Below are 20,134 nucleotides of genomic sequence, written 5' to 3' on the forward strand. Positions count from 1 at the left end.
TTTAAAAAATGACTGCGGTCAAACCCACCTCAATCTTTTATTCAAAGTTAATTTACCGGATCCGGATGAAAATGTTCTGTTAAGTTTCATCTGGCAGTAGTCAAAAAAAGGCGTTTGTATGATGTTCTGTTTTTAAAAGCTAATGTGATCCATGATAAAAAAACTATGCTTTTGTTGAAGGGCACACGAAACCAGTTATTGAAAATTTGCCGGAATTTTTAATAGCCCTGAACCCGCCCTGCACATCTGTAATATGATCAAACCCTCTTGATTTTAAAATGGAGGCAAAGATCATAGAGCGGTAGCCACCGGCACAATGCAGGTAAACAGGGTTGTTTTTATTAATGGTGGCAATATGATGATTGATTTGCTCCAGGGGGCTATTAACGGCACCTTCAACATGTTCCGCTTCATACTCGCTTTCTTTACGTACATCTATTATATACGGATTTTTAACAGCGGCCAGTTCAGCTACAGAAATGCTTTCAATATGGTCTGTTTCCTTTCCGGCACTGATCCAGGCATCTATTCCGCCATCCAGGTAGCCAATAGCAAAATCGTAGCCCACACGTGCCAGCCGGGTAGCTACTTCTTCTTCCCGTCCGGGATCAGCAATAATTAAGAGTTCCTGCTTCAGATCCGGGATCAGCGTTCCTACCCATACGGCAAAGCTGCCGTCAATACCAATATTAATGGAGTTGGGTATAAAGGCTTTTGCAAAATCTTCCGGTGCGCGGGTATCCAGCATAATGGCACCGGTATGATTGGCCGCTTCTTCAAACGCATCCGGGCTAAGAGCATGATTAGCGCGTTTCAGTACTTCGTTAATGCTTTCATAGCCTTCTATGTTCATCTGCACATTCTTGGGAAAATACTGGGGTGGCTCTGTTAAGCCGTCCGTTACTTCTTTTATAAATTGTTCTTTGGTCAGTGCGGGATTTAAAGCATAGTTCACCTTTTTCTGGTGGCCCAGGGTGTCGGTTGTTTCCCGGCTCATATTTTTACCACAGGCGCTGCCTGCCCCGTGGGCGGGGTAAACGATCAGCTCATCCGGCAGCGGCATAATCTTGTTCCGGAGCGAATCGAACAGGTAGCCGGCCAGCTTTTCCTTTGTAAGCTCACCGGAAATTTTCTGTGCCAGGTCCGGGCGGCCCACATCACCAATGAATAAGGTATCACCGGTAAAAATGGCCTTCGGGGTGCCGGTTTCATCCGATAGCAAATACACAGTACTTTCCAGCGTGTGCCCCGGTGTATGCAGCGCTTTAATGGTAACGGCGCCTATTTTAAAGGTTTCGCCATCTTTTGCCCTGTAAGCGTCATACCCCAGCTGGGCATCCGTTGGCCCTAAAACGATTTTGGCCCCGGTTTTGGCGGCCAGGTCAATATGCCCGCTTACAAAATCGGCATGAAAATGCGTTTCAAATATGTATTTAATAGTAACACCGTCTTTTTTTGCACGGTCAATATAGGGTTGCACTTCTCTTAAGGGGTCAATAATAGCCGCATCTCCTTCTGACGAAATATAATAAGCTCCCTGGGCCAGGCATCCGGTATATATTTGCTCTACTTTCATTTACAATAATTTCCTTTAAGGGGTATGTTATTAAAACAATATTTTGGCCTTTCTGTTTTAACAGGGTTTAATATTTTGGAATACATACCAGTTTGTACTAATATCCTTCTTCCTTACACGTTTTTCCCCGGTACAAAGTTGTCGGAAATAATTGAAATTAAACATCTGTTTTCTTAGTGTTTGTTTAGTTAAATTTTTCATGCAGGCAACAAATAACAGGAGTGAAAAAAGAAAAGGAGTAAAAATGTTATTTTTTTATAAAAACACTGCGGGTATCGTCAGAAGGGTCTGTAAAGGCGTACATTCAGTTGCCTTAATTAAATCTTAACAGAAGTGGTATACACAGATCATAGAGAAGAACCGCATTATCAGGAATTTAATCCTGACAACAATCTAAAGCAATTTGTTGAATGCATCTGGTATATAAATGGGCAAAATAGCGGCATTGATCCCTGTGTTGAACCTTTAGTGCCCGGTGGCCGAGCTGAATTCATCTTTACGAGGTCAGCCATACTATGGTATGGCAATAATTTAAAAAATAAACCGGAAAGAATAGCATCGCCATTTTTATTAGGTCAAAGGGACTGTGTTAACTACATTACCTGCCTTGATCATTATGATAGTATTAATGTGCGCCTGAAATATGGTTGTTTGCCGGTTTTTAATAATACATCAGCCCACACATTTACCAATAAAATTGTACCGTTGAGTAAATTGTTTGGCGAAACAGTTTCCAGGTTCGCTGCAATAATTTTTGAAATTCGATCTTTTAATGACAGGGCACAGTTAATAGAATTATGGTTAGAAAAAAATATTGCTGATTTACGTAAAGACTGGTTTGAATTACAGGAGTTTTTAAATGAAATTACGGCGATTGAGGAGGTAAATAATTCTATAATCAGGAAAATATCAGATAGTTATGGTTGGAGTGAAAAGAAGTTGGAAAGAATATTCCTGAAATACATTGGTTTTACGCCGTACCAGTTTATAAAACTGGTACGGTTCAGAAAGTTTATGGAAATGATTTTTGGAGGGTACAAAAACCTCACGGATTTAGCCCATAGTAATGGTTTTTATGACCAATCTCATCTGATTAGGGAGTGTTACAGATATGCAGGAGATAAACCCACAACCTTCCTTAAAAACCCGAATAATATTGTCCGTTTTATATATAGCAGGAGGTAGCCTCTTTGCTTTGTCTGTTTTATACAATTTCCTTTAACCAGGATATCTGTTTTTTGCAGGAATAAAAAAATTAAAAATGCAAAGAATCAGAATTGCCAAATCAGCCTGCATGATTTGTTTATTATTTATTTTAACTAATTGTTCTAAAAATGATATCCAAACACCAAAACGTCCGGACGGTTTTGAAACCGGCTCATTCAAAGAAGCCGGTATTGATGAAGCGCCAATAATAAAACTGGCGAATGAAATTCAGTCAGGAAAATATAATATTCACAGTGTTTTGATCCTGAAGGATAATAAATTAATTTATGAAAACTATTTTACTGGTGACGATGCAGTTTTCCCAGACCCGGTTGGCGTAATGAACCACAACAGAGATAGTCTGCATGACTGCAGAAGCTTAACCAAGAGCCTTGTATCGGCATGCGTTGGTATTGCAATTGAACAAGGCAGGATTCATGGCCTGGATGATAAAATTTTTAACTACTTTCCTGCATATACAAAATATGCCACCAGTAAAAGAGCCAATATTACGATCAGGGACTTGTTAACCATGAGCGCCGGTTTTAAATGGAATGAAAACACTCCATACACAGATACCTTAAACGATGAAATAAATATGTCCACAAAGCCGGATGTGGTTGACTATGTTTTAAGCAAGCCAATGGTGCACACACCGGGTACCGTATGGAATTACAGTGGCGGATGTACCCAGTTACTTGCCGAATTAATAAAGAACGCAACCGGATTACGGATAGATAGCTTTGCAAAAACGTATTTATTTAAACCGCTTGGCATTACAAATTATAACTGGTATGTAAGGCCTTCATTAACTCCAAAGGAAGGGGAAGTGGTCTGGGCGCCTTCGGGTTTGAGAATGCGGCCCATTGATCTGGCAAAAATAGGTACACTGTATCTTAATAAGGGCAGCTGCAATGGAAACGCAATTCTGTCTGAAAAATGGGTAGAACAATCACTTCACTGGCAAATAAACACAGATGGATTAAGTGAAGGTTATGGGTTTCAATTTTGGTGTACGCAGCCTTTTATTGCCAAGGAGTACACCAATGTTACCATGGCTGATGGCAACGGAGGACAAAGAATATGCATGATACCGTCTAAATCTATTGTAATTGTGCTTACGGCCGGAAATTATGATGAAGCCGGTTCAATTTCAGACGACCTGTTAACGAACGTCTTTTTTCCGGCAATTCATTAATAAATAGTAAGCATGCCGCTTTTTCTGCGCCCCTGCACCCGCCAAGGCTTGAAATTTACAAGAATTATAAAAGAAATAGAAGGTAGACTTAAAAGAATATCCGCCTTTCACTTGTAAGTAAAAGAAATCGTACGTTTGCGCATGCAGTTTAAGGATGTTATTGGCCAGGCAACATTAAAAAGCGAATTGCCGGAGCTGATGCAGGAAAACCGGTTGGCACATGCCATTTTATTTCTGGGAAAAGAAGGGAGCGGTGCGCTGCCGCTGGCATTGGCTTTTGCACAATATATTGTATGCGAGCGCATTAATCAACCATCTGCCTCTTCCAAGGAGCCATCACTTTTTGGAGATGCGGAGCCGGAACCTGCGGGGGATCTTTTCTACGATTCCTGTGGTACCTGCCCTGCCTGCCTGAAGGCGGCCGCCTTTGCGCACCCTGATGTTCACTTCAGCTATCCTGTGGTGACCAAAAAATCCGGAACTCCGCCCATCAGCACCGATTATATTACTGAATGGCGGGAGTTTTTAAAAAGTCACCCTTACGGAAATGCTTATGACTGGCTTCAATTTATTGGCGCAGAGAATAAACAGGGAAACATTACTGCGCAGGAATGCAACGATATTATAAAAAAATTGAATTTAAAAAGCTTTGAAAGCGGATATAAAGTGCTCATTATGTGGTTGCCCGAATACCTGGGCAATGAGGGGAACAAGCTGCTGAAGCTGATTGAGGAGCCGCCTCCCAATACGGTTTTTCTGTTTGTGGCTGAAAATGAAGGACAGATCCTGGGCACGATCCTTAGCCGGGTGCAATTAATAAAGGTACCCTTACTGGAGGATAGGGATATTGAAACCGCCCTGGTAGAAAGAAATAATATACTGCCCGAAACAGCTGCCCGTATTGCTGCTGTAAGCCAGGGAAATTATCATACTGCCCTGCAATTGTCGCGGAGTGCCGACGAGGACTGGCAGGAATTGCTGCGCGATTGGCTGAACGCGATCATGAAAACCGGGCCCGTAGCCCAGTCAAGATGGGTGGATGAGGTCAGCAAACTGGGCCGGGAGCAGCAGAAACAGTTCCTGCAATATTTCAATCACCTGCTGCAACTGGCAGTTAAAATGCAGATTTTTGAAGAAGCGGGTAAGGGTCATCCGGAAAAAGAGCAGGATTTTGCCCTCCGCTTGAATAAGATCAGCGGACTGGAACAGCAGCAGGCCATTATTGAAGAACTGGATAATGCAGCGTATTATATTGAGCGGAATGCAAACAGTAAGATGTTGTTTATGGCATTAACCATTAAAATTTATCATATCATTAAGGACAAAATCGTATTTTTGAACGAATGAGGAGAAGGATAAGAGGAGGAACTGATTTTTTTAATACAGGTAGGGTGATGAGTTTTTTGTGCGTTGGGTAACCTTGTTTTTTGCCGTTTATTAACCAGATATATTATAATCGGTCAATTATAATCGGTTATTACACTTTATAAGACCAATCATTTTGTTTGGCCTGGTATAATAATATTCAATAAACAGCCGCTTTTTCGCATCACCTTCCATATAAATAACAGCATTAGAATGGGTTGTTCAAGTTGTGGTACAGCCACCGGTGGAAAGCCGAATGGATGTAAGAGTAACGGCGGTTGCAGTACGGGTGGTTGTAACAGAATGAATACATATGATTGGTTACGTAATTTGCCAATTGCCAGTCTGGATGATTACTGCAATGTGGTTGAAGTAAGCTTTAATAAAGGAACGCGCAAGGATTTTTACCGGAATACCACTTTACAATTATTTGAAAAGGGAGACCTGGTTACCGTAGAAGGGATAAGCGGGTTTGATGTAGGCGAAATTTCGCTGACGGGTGAAATTGTGCGCCTGCAGATGAAAAAATACGGAGTTAAGGAAGATAACCCCGAAATGAAAAAAATATTACGCCCGTCAACCGAAAGAGATCTTGATCTGCGAAAAGTAAATAAAGACCGGGAACCGGAGGCGGTTATCCGCAGCCGTGCCATTGCCAAGCAATTAAACCTGAATATGAAAATAAGCCAGGTGGAAATGCAGGCCGACGGGCGGAAGGCGACCTTTTTTTATATAGCCGACGGCCGGGTAGATTTCAGGGAGCTGATTAAAGTGTATGCACAGGAATTTAAGGTAAAGGTAGAAATGCGGCAGATCGGTGCCCGGCAGGAAGCCGGAAAAGTGGGCGGCATCGGAAGCTGCGGAAGAGAATTATGCTGCTCCACCTGGTTAACGGATTTCAAATCGGTGAACACAACCGTGGCCCGTTACCAGAACCTTTCCATTAACCAGACCAAGCTGAGCGGACAATGCGGCCGTTTAAAATGTTGCCTGAATTATGAGCTGGATACCTACCTGGACGCTTTACAGGGTTTCCCTAATGATTGCGACCAGATACAGGTAGCCAAAGGAACCGCTTCTCTTATTAAAAAAGATATTTTCAAGAACCTGATGTGGTATTCGCTGCCGGATAGTACCAAGCAATACCCCCTTACGATTGAGCGGGTCCGTAAAATAAAATCCCTTAATCGCCAGCATATTATCCCGGAAGAACTGGAGCCGGTAGAAGTAACCAGCCATAAGCCGGTGGAAGTAGAGCATGAGTTTGTGGATGTAGTGGGACAGATCAGTTTACGAAGCCTGGAACGTGCTGATAAAAAGAAACGCCAGCAAAAGAAAAAACAGGGACAAAAAGAACAGCCTCAGGGACAAAAGCAGGTGCAAACGCAGCAATCAATTGCCAGGCACACAGCACAGCCCCCCAAAAAAGGATCGGCCGGCCGTCCGCCCCATCATAAGAATAAACCGGGACGTAACAAACAGCAGGAAGGAAAAAAGCAGGAAAAGAATTAGGCTCTGGTGTTCTTAAAGACGGGTGACCTGTAGCGTTTACCCTGGCTCCATCGTGGTGCGCCGGTCCTTATGTACATCAACCTTTATATTTGCCGTTTAAAATTTAAAAATCAGATGTTGGACAGAAGTGTAGCGCCTCCCATTGTAGATGCGGTGAATTTTAATTTACAGTTGCAACCCTATCAAAAATACACCCTTAAAAATGGTGTGGAAGTATATGCCGTAAACGCCGGAACGGAAGATGTGCTGCAGATGGAATGGGTGTTTGACGCCGGCAACTGGCAGGAAGAGAAGAACCTGCAGGCAGCAGTCACCAATTTTCTCTTAAAGAACGGTACCACTACCAAAAGCGCTTATGACCTGAATGAATATTTTGATTATTATGGTGCCTACCTGAACCGGCATTGTTATGCGGAAACCGCAGTGATCTCCCTGCATTGTTTGACCAAACACGTGCAGGAATTATTGCCTGCGGTAAAAGATATTATTGCCAACAGCACCCTGCCTCAAAAGGAAATGGAAATAGCGGTGCAGAATATGAAGCAAAAGCTGGATGTAAACCTGAAAAAAAGCAGCTTTGTTGCCGGCCGGCTCATTGATGTATACCTGTTTGGGGAAGAGCATCCTTACGGACGTTTCAGCCGGCATGAAGACTTTGACCGGCTTACCCGTGAAGACCTGGTTGCATTTTATGAAAAATATTACCGGAACGGGGCGTTTAAGATATTCATCGCCGGAAAGCTGCCACAACATATTGACCGGTTGCTGGATGCGCATTTTGGTGATTTGCCCAACCAAAAAAGTACTGATCGGCAATTTACCATACATCCCGCGGAGCAGAAAAAATACCAGGTGATCAATGACGATAAAAATAACCAGGGATCCATAAGGATTGCACGTCCGTTCTTCAATCGCCATCATCCCGATTTTTTAAAATGCCAGGTATTAAATGTTGTATTCGGCGGGTATTTCGGAAGCCGGTTAATGGCCAATGTCCGCGAAGAAAAAGGGTATACCTATGGTATTCACAGCTACCTGCTCAATAACCGTTATGCCAACGGCTGGATGATTGCTACAGAAGCCGGCCGGGATGTAAGCGATGCCGCCATTGAGGAAGTGTATAAAGAGATGGCGTTATTGCGTGAAGAGCCTGTTGATGCGGATGAACTGTTGCTGGTCAAAAATTTTATGATGGGTTCCATACTGGGAGACCTGGATGGCCCTTTTCATATTATTGCCCGCTGGAAGAATAATATCTTAAATGGCCTGGAAGATGATTTTTTTGACCGTTCCATTCAGAATATAAAAAATATTACCGCCGCAGAATTGCAGGAGATGGCCGATAAATACCTGCATCCGGAAGCGTTTTATGAACTGACGGTGATTTAGGTTTGTTCATTAATAGGCTGATTTGATAATGTACTGATGTGCTAATAGACGCTATCTGATAATGAACCGGGATCAGGACACAATTTCACTTCTGGTCAGTGTCTGAACTGACCAGGGTATAGCCGTGGTTATAGGAAGCGCTCATCAATTTGTTGGCCTCCTGTTCAAAGGTTGTTGTGTGGAAACAACTGTTTTCTTCAAAAGATGTTCCAGGCAGCAATATGCCCGCGGATAACCTGAAACGGAAATTGATAGCACGCCACGCTGCGGCTCTGTAATTGTTTTCGATAGATCTGTAAATGGTGCCGGTGCGCTGCACCTTTATTATGAACCGGTATCAAAATTGTTGCTCTTTTGGGTCAGTGCCGGCTGCCTGTCCGGTTTGCCTGCCGAAAGCAGGTCCGCACAAACCACTTATGAGTGGATGTAATAAAATTGATCGCTGCTTATTACCATGCGCTATGTGGAATGCATAGCTGCTGAGCAGCCGATATTCATAGCAGCGAATAACCACATCCCTCAAAGGCGCGTAGCGCCGCATATTAAAAATGTGATTAAGATGGTGCGACCAATGACCGGGGGAATGCTGCCGCCGGAGCTGAAAACCTGGTGCCGATTATTATCAGGACTATTTTTCAAGATGTGCCCGCACCATAGCTGTCAATTTAAGAGCAAAAGCAAGATTTTTGAGTATTGCGATCCGGAGCACTCCATGTTTCTAAAGAAATGACCTGGCTAAGCCAGGGCTGAAGCTTTGGCCCTGAAAATAGCGGTAGTGCATTGTTTAGGAATTGCTATAGTGATGAATACAGAGGCGTAGCCTCGGCCGGTTGTGTTCCCGGTTGAGGTCTGATCCCAGGCCTCAATGCTCAGATCCTGTTTCTCTAATCAATCAAAAAACCGAATCCCAGGGTTTCAATAATTTTCCGTCCCCAGTTCACAGCAGCCGGAATGGCTTTGCCCGCATTAATCCGGCGGATGTAAGCCAGCCGGAACTGGTCGCTGTAATTTTGATAATGGATGTCCTTTTCATTAGCGCCGATAAAGAAGCGGTTAGAGATGGCGGAAGCCACCAGTTCCCAGTCACGGGCATTGTATCCAATGGCGCCCCGCATGCTTATGTTCGGGGTAAAATACCAGCGGGTTTTCTGATCGCCACTGGTATTTTGCTCAAAGGTTTGCGCAGCATCCCCGTTAACAGAAGCTACAGCGGTAACAAAAAAGTGGTTGCTGATCACAAAGCTGTGCGCGTAGGCAAGGGTGGGCCCAAACATGATGTAATGCATATGGTTCACAGCAGCATCAGGGAAGTGTTGGGCAAGGCCGGCCGGCACCAGCGCACTGTCGCCCCTGGCGCTTCCATAAACAAATTCACCGCCAAGCATAAAGCTTCCGGCAGATCTTTTTTGCCAGGTATCAAATACAAACGGGGGCTTTATGGAAAACTGGCGGCTGTTCAATATTTTCCGTACGGTGACTCCAAAAATCTGTGTCCGGATGTCGGGCCGTACATAATACGGTTCACTGCTGAAGGATGGGTCCTGTTCCCCTCTCAGATAAAGGCCTTTATTTACCTGGAAATGCAGATCGGCCAGTACTGATTGCCCCGTAACCGACCACTGGAAGTTGATGGATTTTGTTTTGCCTTTGTCTTTTTTATAATCGGGATCAAGGGTGCCCAACCCAACGGAAGCGCTTACTGAAAGCCAGTCGTAACCAACGGATACGCCCACACGGGTAGGGGTATTGGTAGAATACCTGAGCGGGCCACCCTGCTCTTTTGAGCCGATGGCAAATGTGGTATTCTTTTTTGACAGTATAGGGCCTATTGCCAGTTTATGCGGATAGCGTTCATAATAAGTGGAATCATATTTTTCCGGCACAGGTGTATCCTGTGAAAAGACGGCAAGGCAGCTCCCGGAAAATAAAAAATAAAATACAAGTCGCTTCATGGGTCGTTGGGTTTCAGCTAAGTTTTCCGGCAATTGCCGGATATGTGTTTACTACAGGGACAATAAAAATTAAAAATAGGATTTTATTAGGCTACGAAAAATTCTTTATTAGCTTTATGGCATGGGAACAGATAGAAAGGGCCTTGACAATGATCAGCTGAAAAATCTGTATCAGCAATTATTATATCCCCGGCTGATAGAAGAAAAAATGCTCATTCTGCTCAGGCAGGGAAAGATCAGTAAATGGTTCAGCGGTATCGGTCAGGAAGCTATTGCTGTAGGCGCCACGCTGGCCATGCAGGAGGATGAGTGGATCCTGCCGTTGCATCGCAACCTTGGTGTGTTTACAGCGCGGAATATGCCTTTGAGTAAATTGTTTATGCAATGGCAGGGCATGCAGCAGGGCTATTCAAAAGGGCGGGAGCGCAGTTTCCATTTTGGCACAAAGGAGCACCATATCTGTGGAATGATCTCTCACCTGGGCCCTCAACTGGCGGTAGCCGATGGTGCAGCGTTGGCGTATAAATTAAAGAAGGAGCCAAAAGCCGCCCTGGCATTCAGCGGGGAGGGAGGCACCAGCGAAGGCGATTTTCATGAAGCGCTGAACGTAGCCGCGGTGTGGGATCTGCCCGTTATTTTTCTGGTGGAGAACAACGGCTATGCGTTAAGTACGCCAACCCATGAGCAATACCGGTGCATTGCCATTGCTGATAAGGCAAAAGGATATGGAATGGAGGGGATAACAATTGACGGTAACGACCTGCTGACGGTTTACGATACCCTTAAGGGCGTCCGGGAATATTGTATCCGCAACCAGAAGCCCTACCTGGTGGAATGCATTACCTTCCGTATGCGCGGACATGAGGAAGCAAGCGGTGTAAAATATGTGCCCGCAGCATTATTTGAACTGTGGAAGCAAAAAGACCCTGTGCTGCTGTATGAGCAGTTCCTGTTAAAGGAACAGGTACTGGATGAAAATGAAATACAAACAATCCGTGAAGGATTAAAGCACCGTATTGAGGAAGAGCTGGCGCAGACTGATAAAGGAAGCATGCTGGTTATCAGTACTGCTGATGAGCTGGACGCTGTTTATGCCCAACCTGTAACATCTGGTTTGCCTGTACAGGCTGATGGGCTGCCCGCAACGGAAAAACGTTTTGTTGAGGCCATAAAGGAAGGCCTTTCCCAGGCACTGGAAAGGGATGAAACCCTGGTGATTATGGGACAGGATATTGCAGAATACGGCGGCGCTTTTAAAGTAACCGAGGGGCTGGCAGAACATTTTGGAAAAGAACGCATCCGCAATACACCTATCTGCGAAAGCGCTATTGTTGGAGCTGCCCTGGGCCTGAGCCTGGAGGGCAGAAAGGCGGTAGTGGAAATGCAGTTTGCTGATTTTGTTTCCGTAGGTTTTAACCAGATCGTAAACAATCTTGCCAAGATCCACTATCGCTGGGAGCAGCAGGCAAACGTGGTCATACGCATGCCAACCGGTGGCGGTGTGGGCGCCGGGCCGTTCCATAGCCAGAGCAATGAGGCATGGTTTGTGCATACTCCCGGGCTGAAAGTGGTGTATCCGTCTACTCCTGCAGATGCAAAAGGACTGCTGATAGCAGCTATCAATGATCCCAACCCTGTTTTATTCTTTGAGCATAAAGGATTGTACAGGAGTATCAGCGGCCCGGTTCCTGATGAACTATATGAAACGGCCATCGGGGAAGCAAGGATCGTTTCCACGGGAAATGATCTTTCCGTGGTCACATACGGTATGGGAGTGATCTGGGCTGAGGAGTACGCTGCGGCACATCCTGAAATTGCTTTTGATATACTGGACCTGCGCACACTGTTGCCATTGGATTACGAGGCCATAAAGGCCTCTGTAAAAAGAACAGGAAAAGTGCTGGTCCTGCATGAAGACACATTAACCGGTGGTATGGGTGCAGAAATCAGCGCCTGGATCGGTGAGCACTGCTTTCAGTACCTGGACGCGCCGGTATTGCGCTGTGCTTCACTGGATACTCCCGTGCCTTTTAATAAGGAGCTGGAGCAGAACTTCCTTGCAGAAAAAAGACTGGATGACTGTGTAAAGGAGCTGATGGACTACTGATAACCTGTTTGCTCAGTGCATTTATAATTCCTGACAGCTACGGTGCCCTTATTGGCCGCCGTTGTTCCCGCTTTGGAATACACCCCTTGTTTTCAGGCATTTACCTAACTTTGGAAGAATCTTACAATCAGCAAAAATGAACGAACCCCAACTCCTCAATCATATCGAACAATATGTTCAGCAGTTTATGGATGAGCATTACAGGCCGGAGCTCCTGTATCATAATAAAGAGCATACCATCCGCGTGGTGCGCGCCGCTAAACAGATTGGTGAGCATTACCGGTTAAATGAACAGGATTTTCTGATCGTGGTTGCCGCGGCCTGGTTTCATGACCTGGGGTACTATACTGCCGGCCGTACAGATCATGAAAAGGAGGGCGCCCGGCTGGCGGCAGATTACCTGCAACGGCAACATGTAGACACAGATACAATTACCAAAATACAGCATTGTATACTGGCAACAAAAATGCCCCAGAATGCCCGGACGCTTCTAGAGCAGATCGTTTGTGATTCGGATCTGTTCCACCTGGGAACTACTGATTTTGCCGACTGCAATAAACTGATGCGTAAGGAGGCTGAAGCAGTAAAAGGATCGGAAATTTCAAAAGCTGATTGGAGAAGCAAAACCATTCAGCTGTTGCAGGGGCATCAGTATTATACGGATTATTGCCGGATACTGCTGAATGACCAGCAACAGCAGAACCTGGATAAACTGCTGCAAAAGGAGGAAAGAAAGAAAGAAGAACTGCCGGAAACAAAGCAGCCTGAACAGGTCATTGAAGATAAAAAAAACAGGAACAAGGAAACCAGCAGGGGTGTTGAAACCCTGTTCAGGACCACCTCTGCCAACAACCAGCGGTTAAGTGATATGGCAGATAATAAAGCCCATATCCTGATTACCGTAAACTCCATTATTCTTTCGGTGATCCTGAGTGTGCTGATCCGGAAGCTGGACAATAATACCCATCTTATTTACCCTACGATCCTGATCCTTGCTACATCAGTATCTACAATGGTCATCAGCATCCTGGCAACACGGCCTTCTATTCCTGCCGGTATTTTTACACAAAGTGATGTGGATACCCAAAAGGTGAACCTGTTATTCTTTGGCAATTTTTACAAAATGCATCTGGAAGACTATGCCAGGGGCATGTGGAAGGTAATGGGCGACCGGGATTTTTTATACGGAACCCTTATAAAAGATGTTTATTCACAGGGAGTGGTATTGGGCCGGAAATATAAGCTGCTCCGGCTGGCATACAATATTTTTATGTTCGGGATTGTGGTGTCTGTACTGGCATTTATTATAGCGATCTATACTGTGCAATAATTGTGTGATTCATGAGCGAAGCTCCGAAATTTTTTTCCCGCGATCTCAGCTGGTTAAGTTTTAACGGAACGGTGCTGGCCGAAGCGGCTAAACCGGAAGTGCCATTGCTGGAACGGATTCTTTTTCTGGCTATTTTTTCATCCAACCTGGATGAGTTTTACCGGGTGCGTGTTCCGGTAGCCATTGCGCTGAGCACCATCAAAGAAGACCTTTCAACAGATGAAACACTGGTAAAGGAGATACAGCAAACGGTGAACCGGCAGCAGGAATTTTTTGGTAAGGTGCTGGTCAGTGAAATTATTCCGGCCCTTAAAGAGCAGCATATCTGCCTGGTATATAATGAACCGTTGCCGGAGGCATTATACAGGCAAACAACAGCTTATTTTTACAGCACGCTTGCTGCTTATTTGCAGGTAACCTACCTGGGCACAGAAGCATTGTTTCTTGAGAACAACCACCTGTATTTTGCTGTGACCCTGCAAGAAGGAACCGCAGCAAAGCTGGCTATTGTAGCCATACCTTCGCACCTGGTGCCCCGTTTTTTCACAGCTGCGGCTAACAACCGGCAGTATGTTGTTTTTATTGATGATATCATCCGGAAGCACCTTCCGGTAATTTTCAAAGGATACCAGGTACAGGGCGCATACAGCATAAAAGTAACACGGGATGCGGACCTGAACCTGCAGGATGAGTATGTGGAGGATCTTGCCGGGAAAATTGAAACACAGATATCCAAAAGAGATGCCGGCCTGGCCACACGCCTGCTTTATGCACCGGATCTGCCGGCGGATGCATTGCGCAGGCTGATCATTGCCTGCAGGATGGAAGGGTCCGTAATTACGGCAGGCGGGCGCTATCATAATTTAAAAGACTTTTTTTCTTTTCCGGTAAACCGGCCTGATTTAAAGTATTTGCCGCAGTTGCCCGTTAACCTGTATATGGGCGCAGAAGGAATTTTTGAATTTATGGAGCAGCAGGACAGGCTGGTGCATACGCCCTATATGTCCTATGACGCTGTATTGCGCTTTTTTAATGAAGCTGCGATAGACCAGGATACGGAAGAGATCTATACCACCCTGTACCGGGTAGCCAGCGACTCAAAGATCGCGCATGCGCTCATGACCGCGGCAAAGAACGGTAAAAAGGTAACCGCTTTTATTGAGCTGAAAGCCCGGTTTGACGAGGCCAACAATATCAAATGGGCCAAAGTGATGAAAGGCGCCGGGGTAAACATTATTTACAGCATTCCGGGGTTAAAAGTGCATGCCAAAGTAACCCTGGTAAAAAGAAGGCAGAACGGACGTTTGCGGTATTATGGGTTGTTGGCTACGGGTAATTTTAATGAAAATACCGCCAGAGTATATGCAGATCATATCTTACTGACCACCAGCCACTCCTTATTAAGAGAATTAGAGCTCCTGTTCATTTTTCTGGCAAAACGGAGAAAACCCCGTGTGGAGGAAACGGGGCTGTTCCAACAGCTTCTGGTAGCACAATTTAATCTGCTTGACCGTTTTATGCAGATGATTGAGAACGAAATTGCCAATAAAAGAAAAGGATTACCAGCAGGCATCCGCATAAAATTGAACAACATTCAAGAGGAAACGTTAATCAATAAACTGTATGATGCAAGCAATGCCGGTGTTCCCGTGGAGCTGATCGTCAGGAGTATTTGCCGGGTGGTACCGGGCGTAAAGGGCATGAGCGAAAATATCACTGTAAAACGGATCGTTGACCGTTATCTGGAGCATGGCCGCGTTTTTATTTTTCATAATAATGGAGATCCGTTGGTATTTATGGGCTCCGCTGACTGGATGAACCGGAACATTTACAGCCGGATTGAGGTATGTTTACCGATAAATGATGCGCAATTGAAAAGTGAGCTTATCTCAATAGTAAATTTGCAGTGGGAAGATAATGCGGCTGCGGTTGAGATCAATAGCCGGCTGGAGACTATTGCTCCTTCTGTTCAAAAGCCCGTTATCCGCTCACAACAGGAAATTTATTCATATATAAAATGTGTGCTGAATGATGGTGGTTAGATACTTGCTGATATTCGTAATCCTTTTTGTTCAGGTGTCCTGTTTGAATAGTCAGCAAAAGCACTATACAAGCCCCGATGGTTATGACCTGCAGCATCCGCAGGTTTTTCAGATGCCAAAAGAGCTGGAGGAAATTTCCGGTAATGCCTTTTATGCAGGTAATAAGGATATGCTGTATGCCATACAGGATGAGGACGGGTATATCTATTCTTTTCAATTAGGCAGTGATAAGGTACAGGCTACCAGGTTTGGGAAGAAAGGGGATTATGAAGACGTTACCATCTATAAGGGCACAGCCATTGTTTTAAAAAGCAATGGAACATTGTTCAGTGTTCCTGTGAGCGAAATAGGAAAACCAAAGGCTGAAGGCGTGCAGGAATGGAAAGGTCTTTTGCCGGATGGCGAATATGAATCCCTGTTTGCAGATGAAAAAAATAAGGAGCTGTATGTAATGTGCAAATCCTGTCATGCCGATCGTAAAAATTCGGTGGTTACAGTGTATGTTTTTGATCTTTCGGCCGATTCTGTACAACCCAAAAATAATTTTACATTTGATGCTGCACAATTAGGAAATTATATCCCCTCAAAAAAGTATATCCTGTTTAAGCCCAGCGCCATTGCGCTAAACCCTCTTACGGATGAGTGGTATCTTCTTTCTTCGGTCAACAAGCTGCTGGTAGTTACAGACAGGAGCTGGAAGGTAAAGCAGGTACATGAATTAAAGAATGCTGTTTTTGAGCAACCGGAAGGAATCTCCTTTGATGCAAATGGTAACCTGTACATCAGCTCCGAGGCAGGAGAGAATGAGCAAGGTGTGGTTATGAAATTTGCCTATAAACCAACAAAATAGAATGTTCAAAAATATTGGGATATTACTGAGTGCATTGCTGCTGGCTGTTGCGTTGCAGGCACAGGACTCTGTTTTGCAAAGGATCCTGCTGATCGGTGACGCCGGTGCAATCAATGAGCACCAGAAAGAGGTATTAACGGCCGCAGCCGGTAATATTCTTCCCTCGAAGACCCGTGTACTTTTTCTGGGTGATAATATATACCCGAGAGGAATGGGGCTTCCCGGTGCCCCTGACCGTGTTGCAACAGAAAAGATCATAGCGGCTCAGTATGCGCCAATGATTGCAAAAGGAGCAACCGTTTATTTTATACCTGGTAATCATGACTGGGACCGGATGGGAAAGAACGGTCTTGCAAAAATACAGGAGCAGGCAGCATTTATCAATAATCAGCACAATCCGTTGCTGCAGGCGGTACCCTCAGGCGGATGCCCGGGCCCGGTAGAAATACCGGTGAATGATCACCTGGTCATCATTGCTTTTGACAGCGAGTGGTGGCTCTTCCGGCATAATAAAGATAATGATACCTGTGGCTGCACAACAAAAGAGGAGTTTATTGAAGCGCTCTCCTACCTGGCCAATAAGGACCGGAATAAAACCGTATTGCTGGCGGCGCATCACCCGTTCCGGAGCTATGGGGTGCATGGCGGCTATTTTCAATTTAAAGATCATCTATTTCCTTTAACCAATCTCAATAAAAACCTGTACATACCCTTACCTGTTATCGGGTCTTTATACCCGTTTTTACGCACAGCGTTGCCAAATGCAGAGGACCAGATGCACCCGGATTATAAAGAAATGGTTGCAGATGTGGATAGTGCCTTTGCGCGTAACCTGAATGTGGTGCATGTAGCGGGTCATGAACACGGGCTGCAGTTCATTCAAAACGGGCAGATACAGATAGTAAGCGGTGCCGGTGCAAAAAATGCTTATGTAAAAAAAGGAAAAGGCAGTCGGTTTGCATCAGATCGCAGCGGGTTTGTAATTGCTGATCAATTGACGGATTACAGTTTAAGGATCACTTATTATTTCCTGAAGGGAAATCAGATGAAGATGGCATTTACGGATAAAATTCCTTTTACAGCGCATACAGAGCTGGAAGAAGCCATCAGCACTTCTCCGCTGGTACAGGAAGACAGCGTAGTAGTAAAAGCGGATCCTGAACTGGACCAGGTAGGAAAAGCCCACCGTAAATGGTTTGGTGAAAACTACAGGAAAGAATGGGCCGCCCCAACAAGGCTGCCTGTGTTAAAGCTATCGCAGTTGCACGGCGGATTAAAGCCTACACAGCAGGGCGGCGGGTTGCAGACAAAATCACTGCGCTTGGAGGATGCCACAGGGAAAGAATGGGTACTGAGGAATGTAGTAAAGAACATGGAGTTTCTCCTGCCGGAAACCATGCGGCAAACTTTTGCAAAAGATGTGATCATGGATGCATTAAGCGCCCAGCATCCTTATTCTGCGCTGATAGTGCCGCCACTGGCAGCAGCGGCAGGTGTGCCGCATACCAACCCTGTTATTGGGGTGGTAGCGCCGGATAAAAACCTTGGAATGTATAGCAGTGACTTTATCAATCGTATTTGTTTACTGGAAGAACGGGAACCATTGGGCAAGTCAGACAATACACCCAAGATGTATAAGACCCTTAAAAAGGACAATGATAATACGGTGGATACAGCAGTTTACTTTAAGGCGCGGCTGTTGGATCTGCTGATAGGAGACTGGGACCGGCATGAAGACCAGTGGCGGTGGGCCTACAAAAAAAATAAAAAGGATAATAAACGCTATACGCCTGTGCCCAGGGACCGGGACCAGGTGCTACATGTGGTAGACGGCGTATTCCCGGCTATTGCCTCCAGTAAATCACTTATGCCCAGGCTGCATGATTTTGACGGTAAGATCAAAAAGGTGAATTATTACTTTATGGCAGGCAGTAAGATCAACGCCAACTTTTTTAATCAGTATGATGAGAACCGGTGGACACAACTGGTCAGTGAATTTACAGGGAATATTACAGACTCCGTGCTGGAAGCGGCACTTAGGCGTTTGCCCGGATCATCTTATCAGCTGCGGCATGATCAGTTGCTGAAGCAGTTTAAAGAACGCAGGAATAATATCCCTGCCGCCATGGCTACCTATTACCGTTTCTTCAATCGTATTGTTGACATACAGACGTCTGATAAGAACGAGCTGGTGCAGATTACGGATGCAGATAACGGAGGCTTGCTGGTTGCTATTTATAAAATAAGCCAGTCAGGCAAAACAGAACAGCAGCTGTTCCGCCGGGTGTTTGACCCCTCCGTTACCAGGGAACTGCGGTTATTTATCCATGACGGCAATGACAGTGTAGTGATCCATAACACCACGTCGGTAAAGCTACGCATCATCGGACAGAAAGGTTCAAAAAGCTACCTGGTTGAAGAAAGTAAAAGGCATATCCGTATTTATGGAAAAGATACAGCGGTAGCCATAAACGGGGCAACCGGAAAAGTTTGGGCACGTTTGCGAAAGGATAGCGCCAATACGTCTTATATGCCTACCAACCTGTACAACCGGGTACAGTACCTGCCAGATGCGGCCATTAACCGCGATGACGGGTTTATGCTGGGGCTGAGCGTTCGTTTTATCAACCAGAGCTTCAGAAAAGCTCCTTATGGCAACATGCAGGAGCTCTCCTTCAGGCATTCCTTTACTACCGGTGCTTTTCATTTTGGGTTAAAGAGCGAATGGCTGCATGCGCTGGGCAATGCAGATATTGTGGTAGATGCCGATCTTTATGCGCCGGATAATACGCAGAACTTTTTTGGCCTGGGCAATAATACGGAATATGATAAAGACAATCACATTACCTATTACCGCAGCCGGTTTACATTGCTGAATGTAACACCGAAGCTACGCTGGAGAAAAGGAGAAAAAACAACGTTCAGCCTAGCGCCGCTTTTCCAGATGTATTCATTTGATACAAAAGACAACACCGGCCGTTTAATAATGAGCCCGTCTTTGGTTCATTCTTATGACAGCAGCACCGTTGTTAATACAAAATACTTTACAGGCATTTCTGCGGCATACACAAGGGATGGACGTAACAGCCGTTTACTGCCCAGTTCCGGCGGCTATTTTAATATAACTGTTCTTGGCTTTAAAGGGCTGAACCATTATTCCGGCAACTTTGCGCAGGCGCTTACAGAAGCATCTGTCTACAAAAAATTAGATCCCCGGGGTGTTTTTGTTATTTCAGACCGTATTGGAGGTGGAGCTACTTTTGGCAATGCGCCTTTTTACCAGTCACTGTTCCTGGGTGGTCAGGACAATTTATTAGGTTTTCGCCAGTATCGTTTTGCCGGTGAGCAAATGCTTTATAACAACTTCAGGGTAAGAATAAAATTAATGGACGTTGCCAGTTATATATTGCCCGGGCAATTGGGTGTGACCGGTTTTTTTGATGCGGGCAAGGTTTGGGCAAAAGGATACAATAGTGATGAGATTCATACCGGTGTGGGTGGTGGTATCTATTTTTCACCGGCGCAGTTGTTTGTGGTACAGGCTCTGGCCGGCTATTCAAAAGAGGGGTGGCTCCCTTATGTTACTTTAGGATTTAGATTTTAATAA

Annotated in this window: 12 protein-coding genes; 10 read left to right on the top strand and 2 right to left on the bottom strand. The window is 45.1% G+C overall.

Going from position 1 to position 20,134, the window contains the following annotated elements:
- Window positions 1-163: 163 nt before the first annotated feature.
- On the bottom strand, window positions 164-1,576 hold the full coding sequence (locus A8C56_RS22990) for an MBL fold metallo-hydrolase (RefSeq protein WP_067761029.1): 1,413 nt from the start codon (window positions 1,574-1,576) through the stop codon (window positions 164-166).
- A gap of 333 nt (window positions 1,577-1,909) precedes the next feature.
- Between A8C56_RS22990 and A8C56_RS22995 the strand changes: the two genes are divergently transcribed.
- From A8C56_RS22995 to A8C56_RS23015, 5 genes are all read left to right on the top strand, one after another.
- Window positions 1,910-2,761: a helix-turn-helix domain-containing protein gene (locus A8C56_RS22995; RefSeq protein ID WP_067761030.1), complete on the top strand. Its 852-nt coding sequence runs from the start codon at window positions 1,910-1,912 to the stop codon at window positions 2,759-2,761.
- Window positions 2,762-2,837: 76 nt separating this feature from the next.
- Window positions 2,838-3,980, top strand: a complete 1,143-nt coding sequence (locus A8C56_RS23000; protein WP_067761035.1) for a serine hydrolase domain-containing protein — start codon at window positions 2,838-2,840, stop codon at window positions 3,978-3,980.
- A 141-nt stretch (window positions 3,981-4,121) separates the two neighbouring features.
- Window positions 4,122-5,327, top strand: coding sequence for a DNA polymerase III subunit (locus tag A8C56_RS23005; RefSeq protein ID WP_067761037.1), 1,206 nt, complete (start codon window positions 4,122-4,124; stop codon window positions 5,325-5,327).
- A gap of 321 nt (window positions 5,328-5,648) precedes the next feature.
- The gene (locus A8C56_RS23010) at window positions 5,649-6,857 is read left to right on the top strand and encodes a PSP1 domain-containing protein (RefSeq protein ID WP_067761039.1); all 1,209 of its coding nucleotides are present in this window, start codon (window positions 5,649-5,651) and stop codon (window positions 6,855-6,857) included.
- Window positions 6,858-6,971: 114 nt separating this feature from the next.
- A complete protein-coding gene (locus A8C56_RS23015; protein WP_067762492.1) occupies window positions 6,972-8,246 on the top strand; it encodes a M16 family metallopeptidase in 1,275 nt (424 codons plus the stop codon).
- An 884-nt stretch (window positions 8,247-9,130) separates the two neighbouring features.
- Here A8C56_RS23015 and A8C56_RS23025 read toward each other — a convergent pair.
- Window positions 9,131-10,198, bottom strand: a complete 1,068-nt coding sequence (locus tag A8C56_RS23025) for a DUF4421 family protein (protein ID WP_067761041.1) — start codon at window positions 10,196-10,198, stop codon at window positions 9,131-9,133.
- Between the two features lie 121 nt (window positions 10,199-10,319).
- Here A8C56_RS23025 and A8C56_RS23030 point away from each other — a divergent pair, with 121 nt between their 5' ends.
- From A8C56_RS23030 to A8C56_RS23050, 5 genes are all read left to right on the top strand, one after another.
- Entirely contained in the window at window positions 10,320-12,305 is a 1,986-nt protein-coding gene (locus A8C56_RS23030; protein ID WP_067761043.1) for an alpha-ketoacid dehydrogenase subunit alpha/beta, read from the top strand.
- Window positions 12,306-12,441: 136 nt separating this feature from the next.
- Window positions 12,442-13,635, top strand: a complete 1,194-nt coding sequence (locus A8C56_RS23035; RefSeq protein ID WP_067761045.1) for a Pycsar system effector family protein — start codon at window positions 12,442-12,444, stop codon at window positions 13,633-13,635.
- Window positions 13,636-13,646: 11 nt separating this feature from the next.
- Entirely contained in the window at window positions 13,647-15,677 is a 2,031-nt protein-coding gene (gene ppk1 / locus A8C56_RS23040; RefSeq protein WP_067761047.1) for a polyphosphate kinase 1, read from the top strand.
- Entirely contained in the window at window positions 15,664-16,527 is an 864-nt protein-coding gene (locus tag A8C56_RS23045; protein ID WP_084490370.1) for an SdiA-regulated domain-containing protein, read from the top strand. The genes ppk1 and A8C56_RS23045 overlap by 14 nt, the downstream gene beginning before the upstream one ends.
- A 1-nt stretch (window position 16,528) precedes the next feature.
- Entirely contained in the window at window positions 16,529-20,131 is a 3,603-nt protein-coding gene (locus tag A8C56_RS23050; RefSeq protein WP_067761050.1) for a metallophosphoesterase, read from the top strand.
- Window positions 20,132-20,134 lie beyond the last annotated feature (3 nt).

It is taken from the genome of Niabella ginsenosidivorans, from assembly GCF_001654455.1.
Taxonomy (GTDB): Bacteria; Bacteroidota; Bacteroidia; order Chitinophagales; family Chitinophagaceae; genus Niabella; species Niabella ginsenosidivorans.

Bases quoted from the DNA above. Each gene is read 5' to 3' on its own strand.
- A8C56_RS22990 (WP_067761029.1), bottom strand. From the start codon at position 1,576: ATGAAAGTAGAGCAAATATATACCGGATGCCTGGCCCAGGGAGCTTAT.
- A8C56_RS23000 (WP_067761035.1), top strand. From the start codon at position 2,838: ATGCAAAGAATCAGAATTGCCAAATCAGCCTGCATGATTTGTTTATTA.
- A8C56_RS23005 (WP_067761037.1), top strand. From the start codon at position 4,122: ATGCAGTTTAAGGATGTTATTGGCCAGGCAACATTAAAAAGCGAATTG.
- A8C56_RS23010 (WP_067761039.1), top strand. From the start codon at position 5,649: ATGAATACATATGATTGGTTACGTAATTTGCCAATTGCCAGTCTGGAT.
- A8C56_RS23015 (WP_067762492.1), top strand. From the start codon at position 6,972: ATGTTGGACAGAAGTGTAGCGCCTCCCATTGTAGATGCGGTGAATTTT.
- A8C56_RS23025 (WP_067761041.1), bottom strand. From the start codon at position 10,198: ATGAAGCGACTTGTATTTTATTTTTTATTTTCCGGGAGCTGCCTTGCC.
- A8C56_RS23030 (WP_067761043.1), top strand. From the start codon at position 10,320: ATGGGAACAGATAGAAAGGGCCTTGACAATGATCAGCTGAAAAATCTG.
- A8C56_RS23035 (WP_067761045.1), top strand. From the start codon at position 12,442: ATGAACGAACCCCAACTCCTCAATCATATCGAACAATATGTTCAGCAG.
- ppk1 (WP_067761047.1), top strand. From the start codon at position 13,647: ATGAGCGAAGCTCCGAAATTTTTTTCCCGCGATCTCAGCTGGTTAAGT.
- A8C56_RS23045 (WP_084490370.1), top strand. From the start codon at position 15,664: ATGATGGTGGTTAGATACTTGCTGATATTCGTAATCCTTTTTGTTCAG.
- A8C56_RS23050 (WP_067761050.1), top strand. From the start codon at position 16,529: ATGTTCAAAAATATTGGGATATTACTGAGTGCATTGCTGCTGGCTGTT.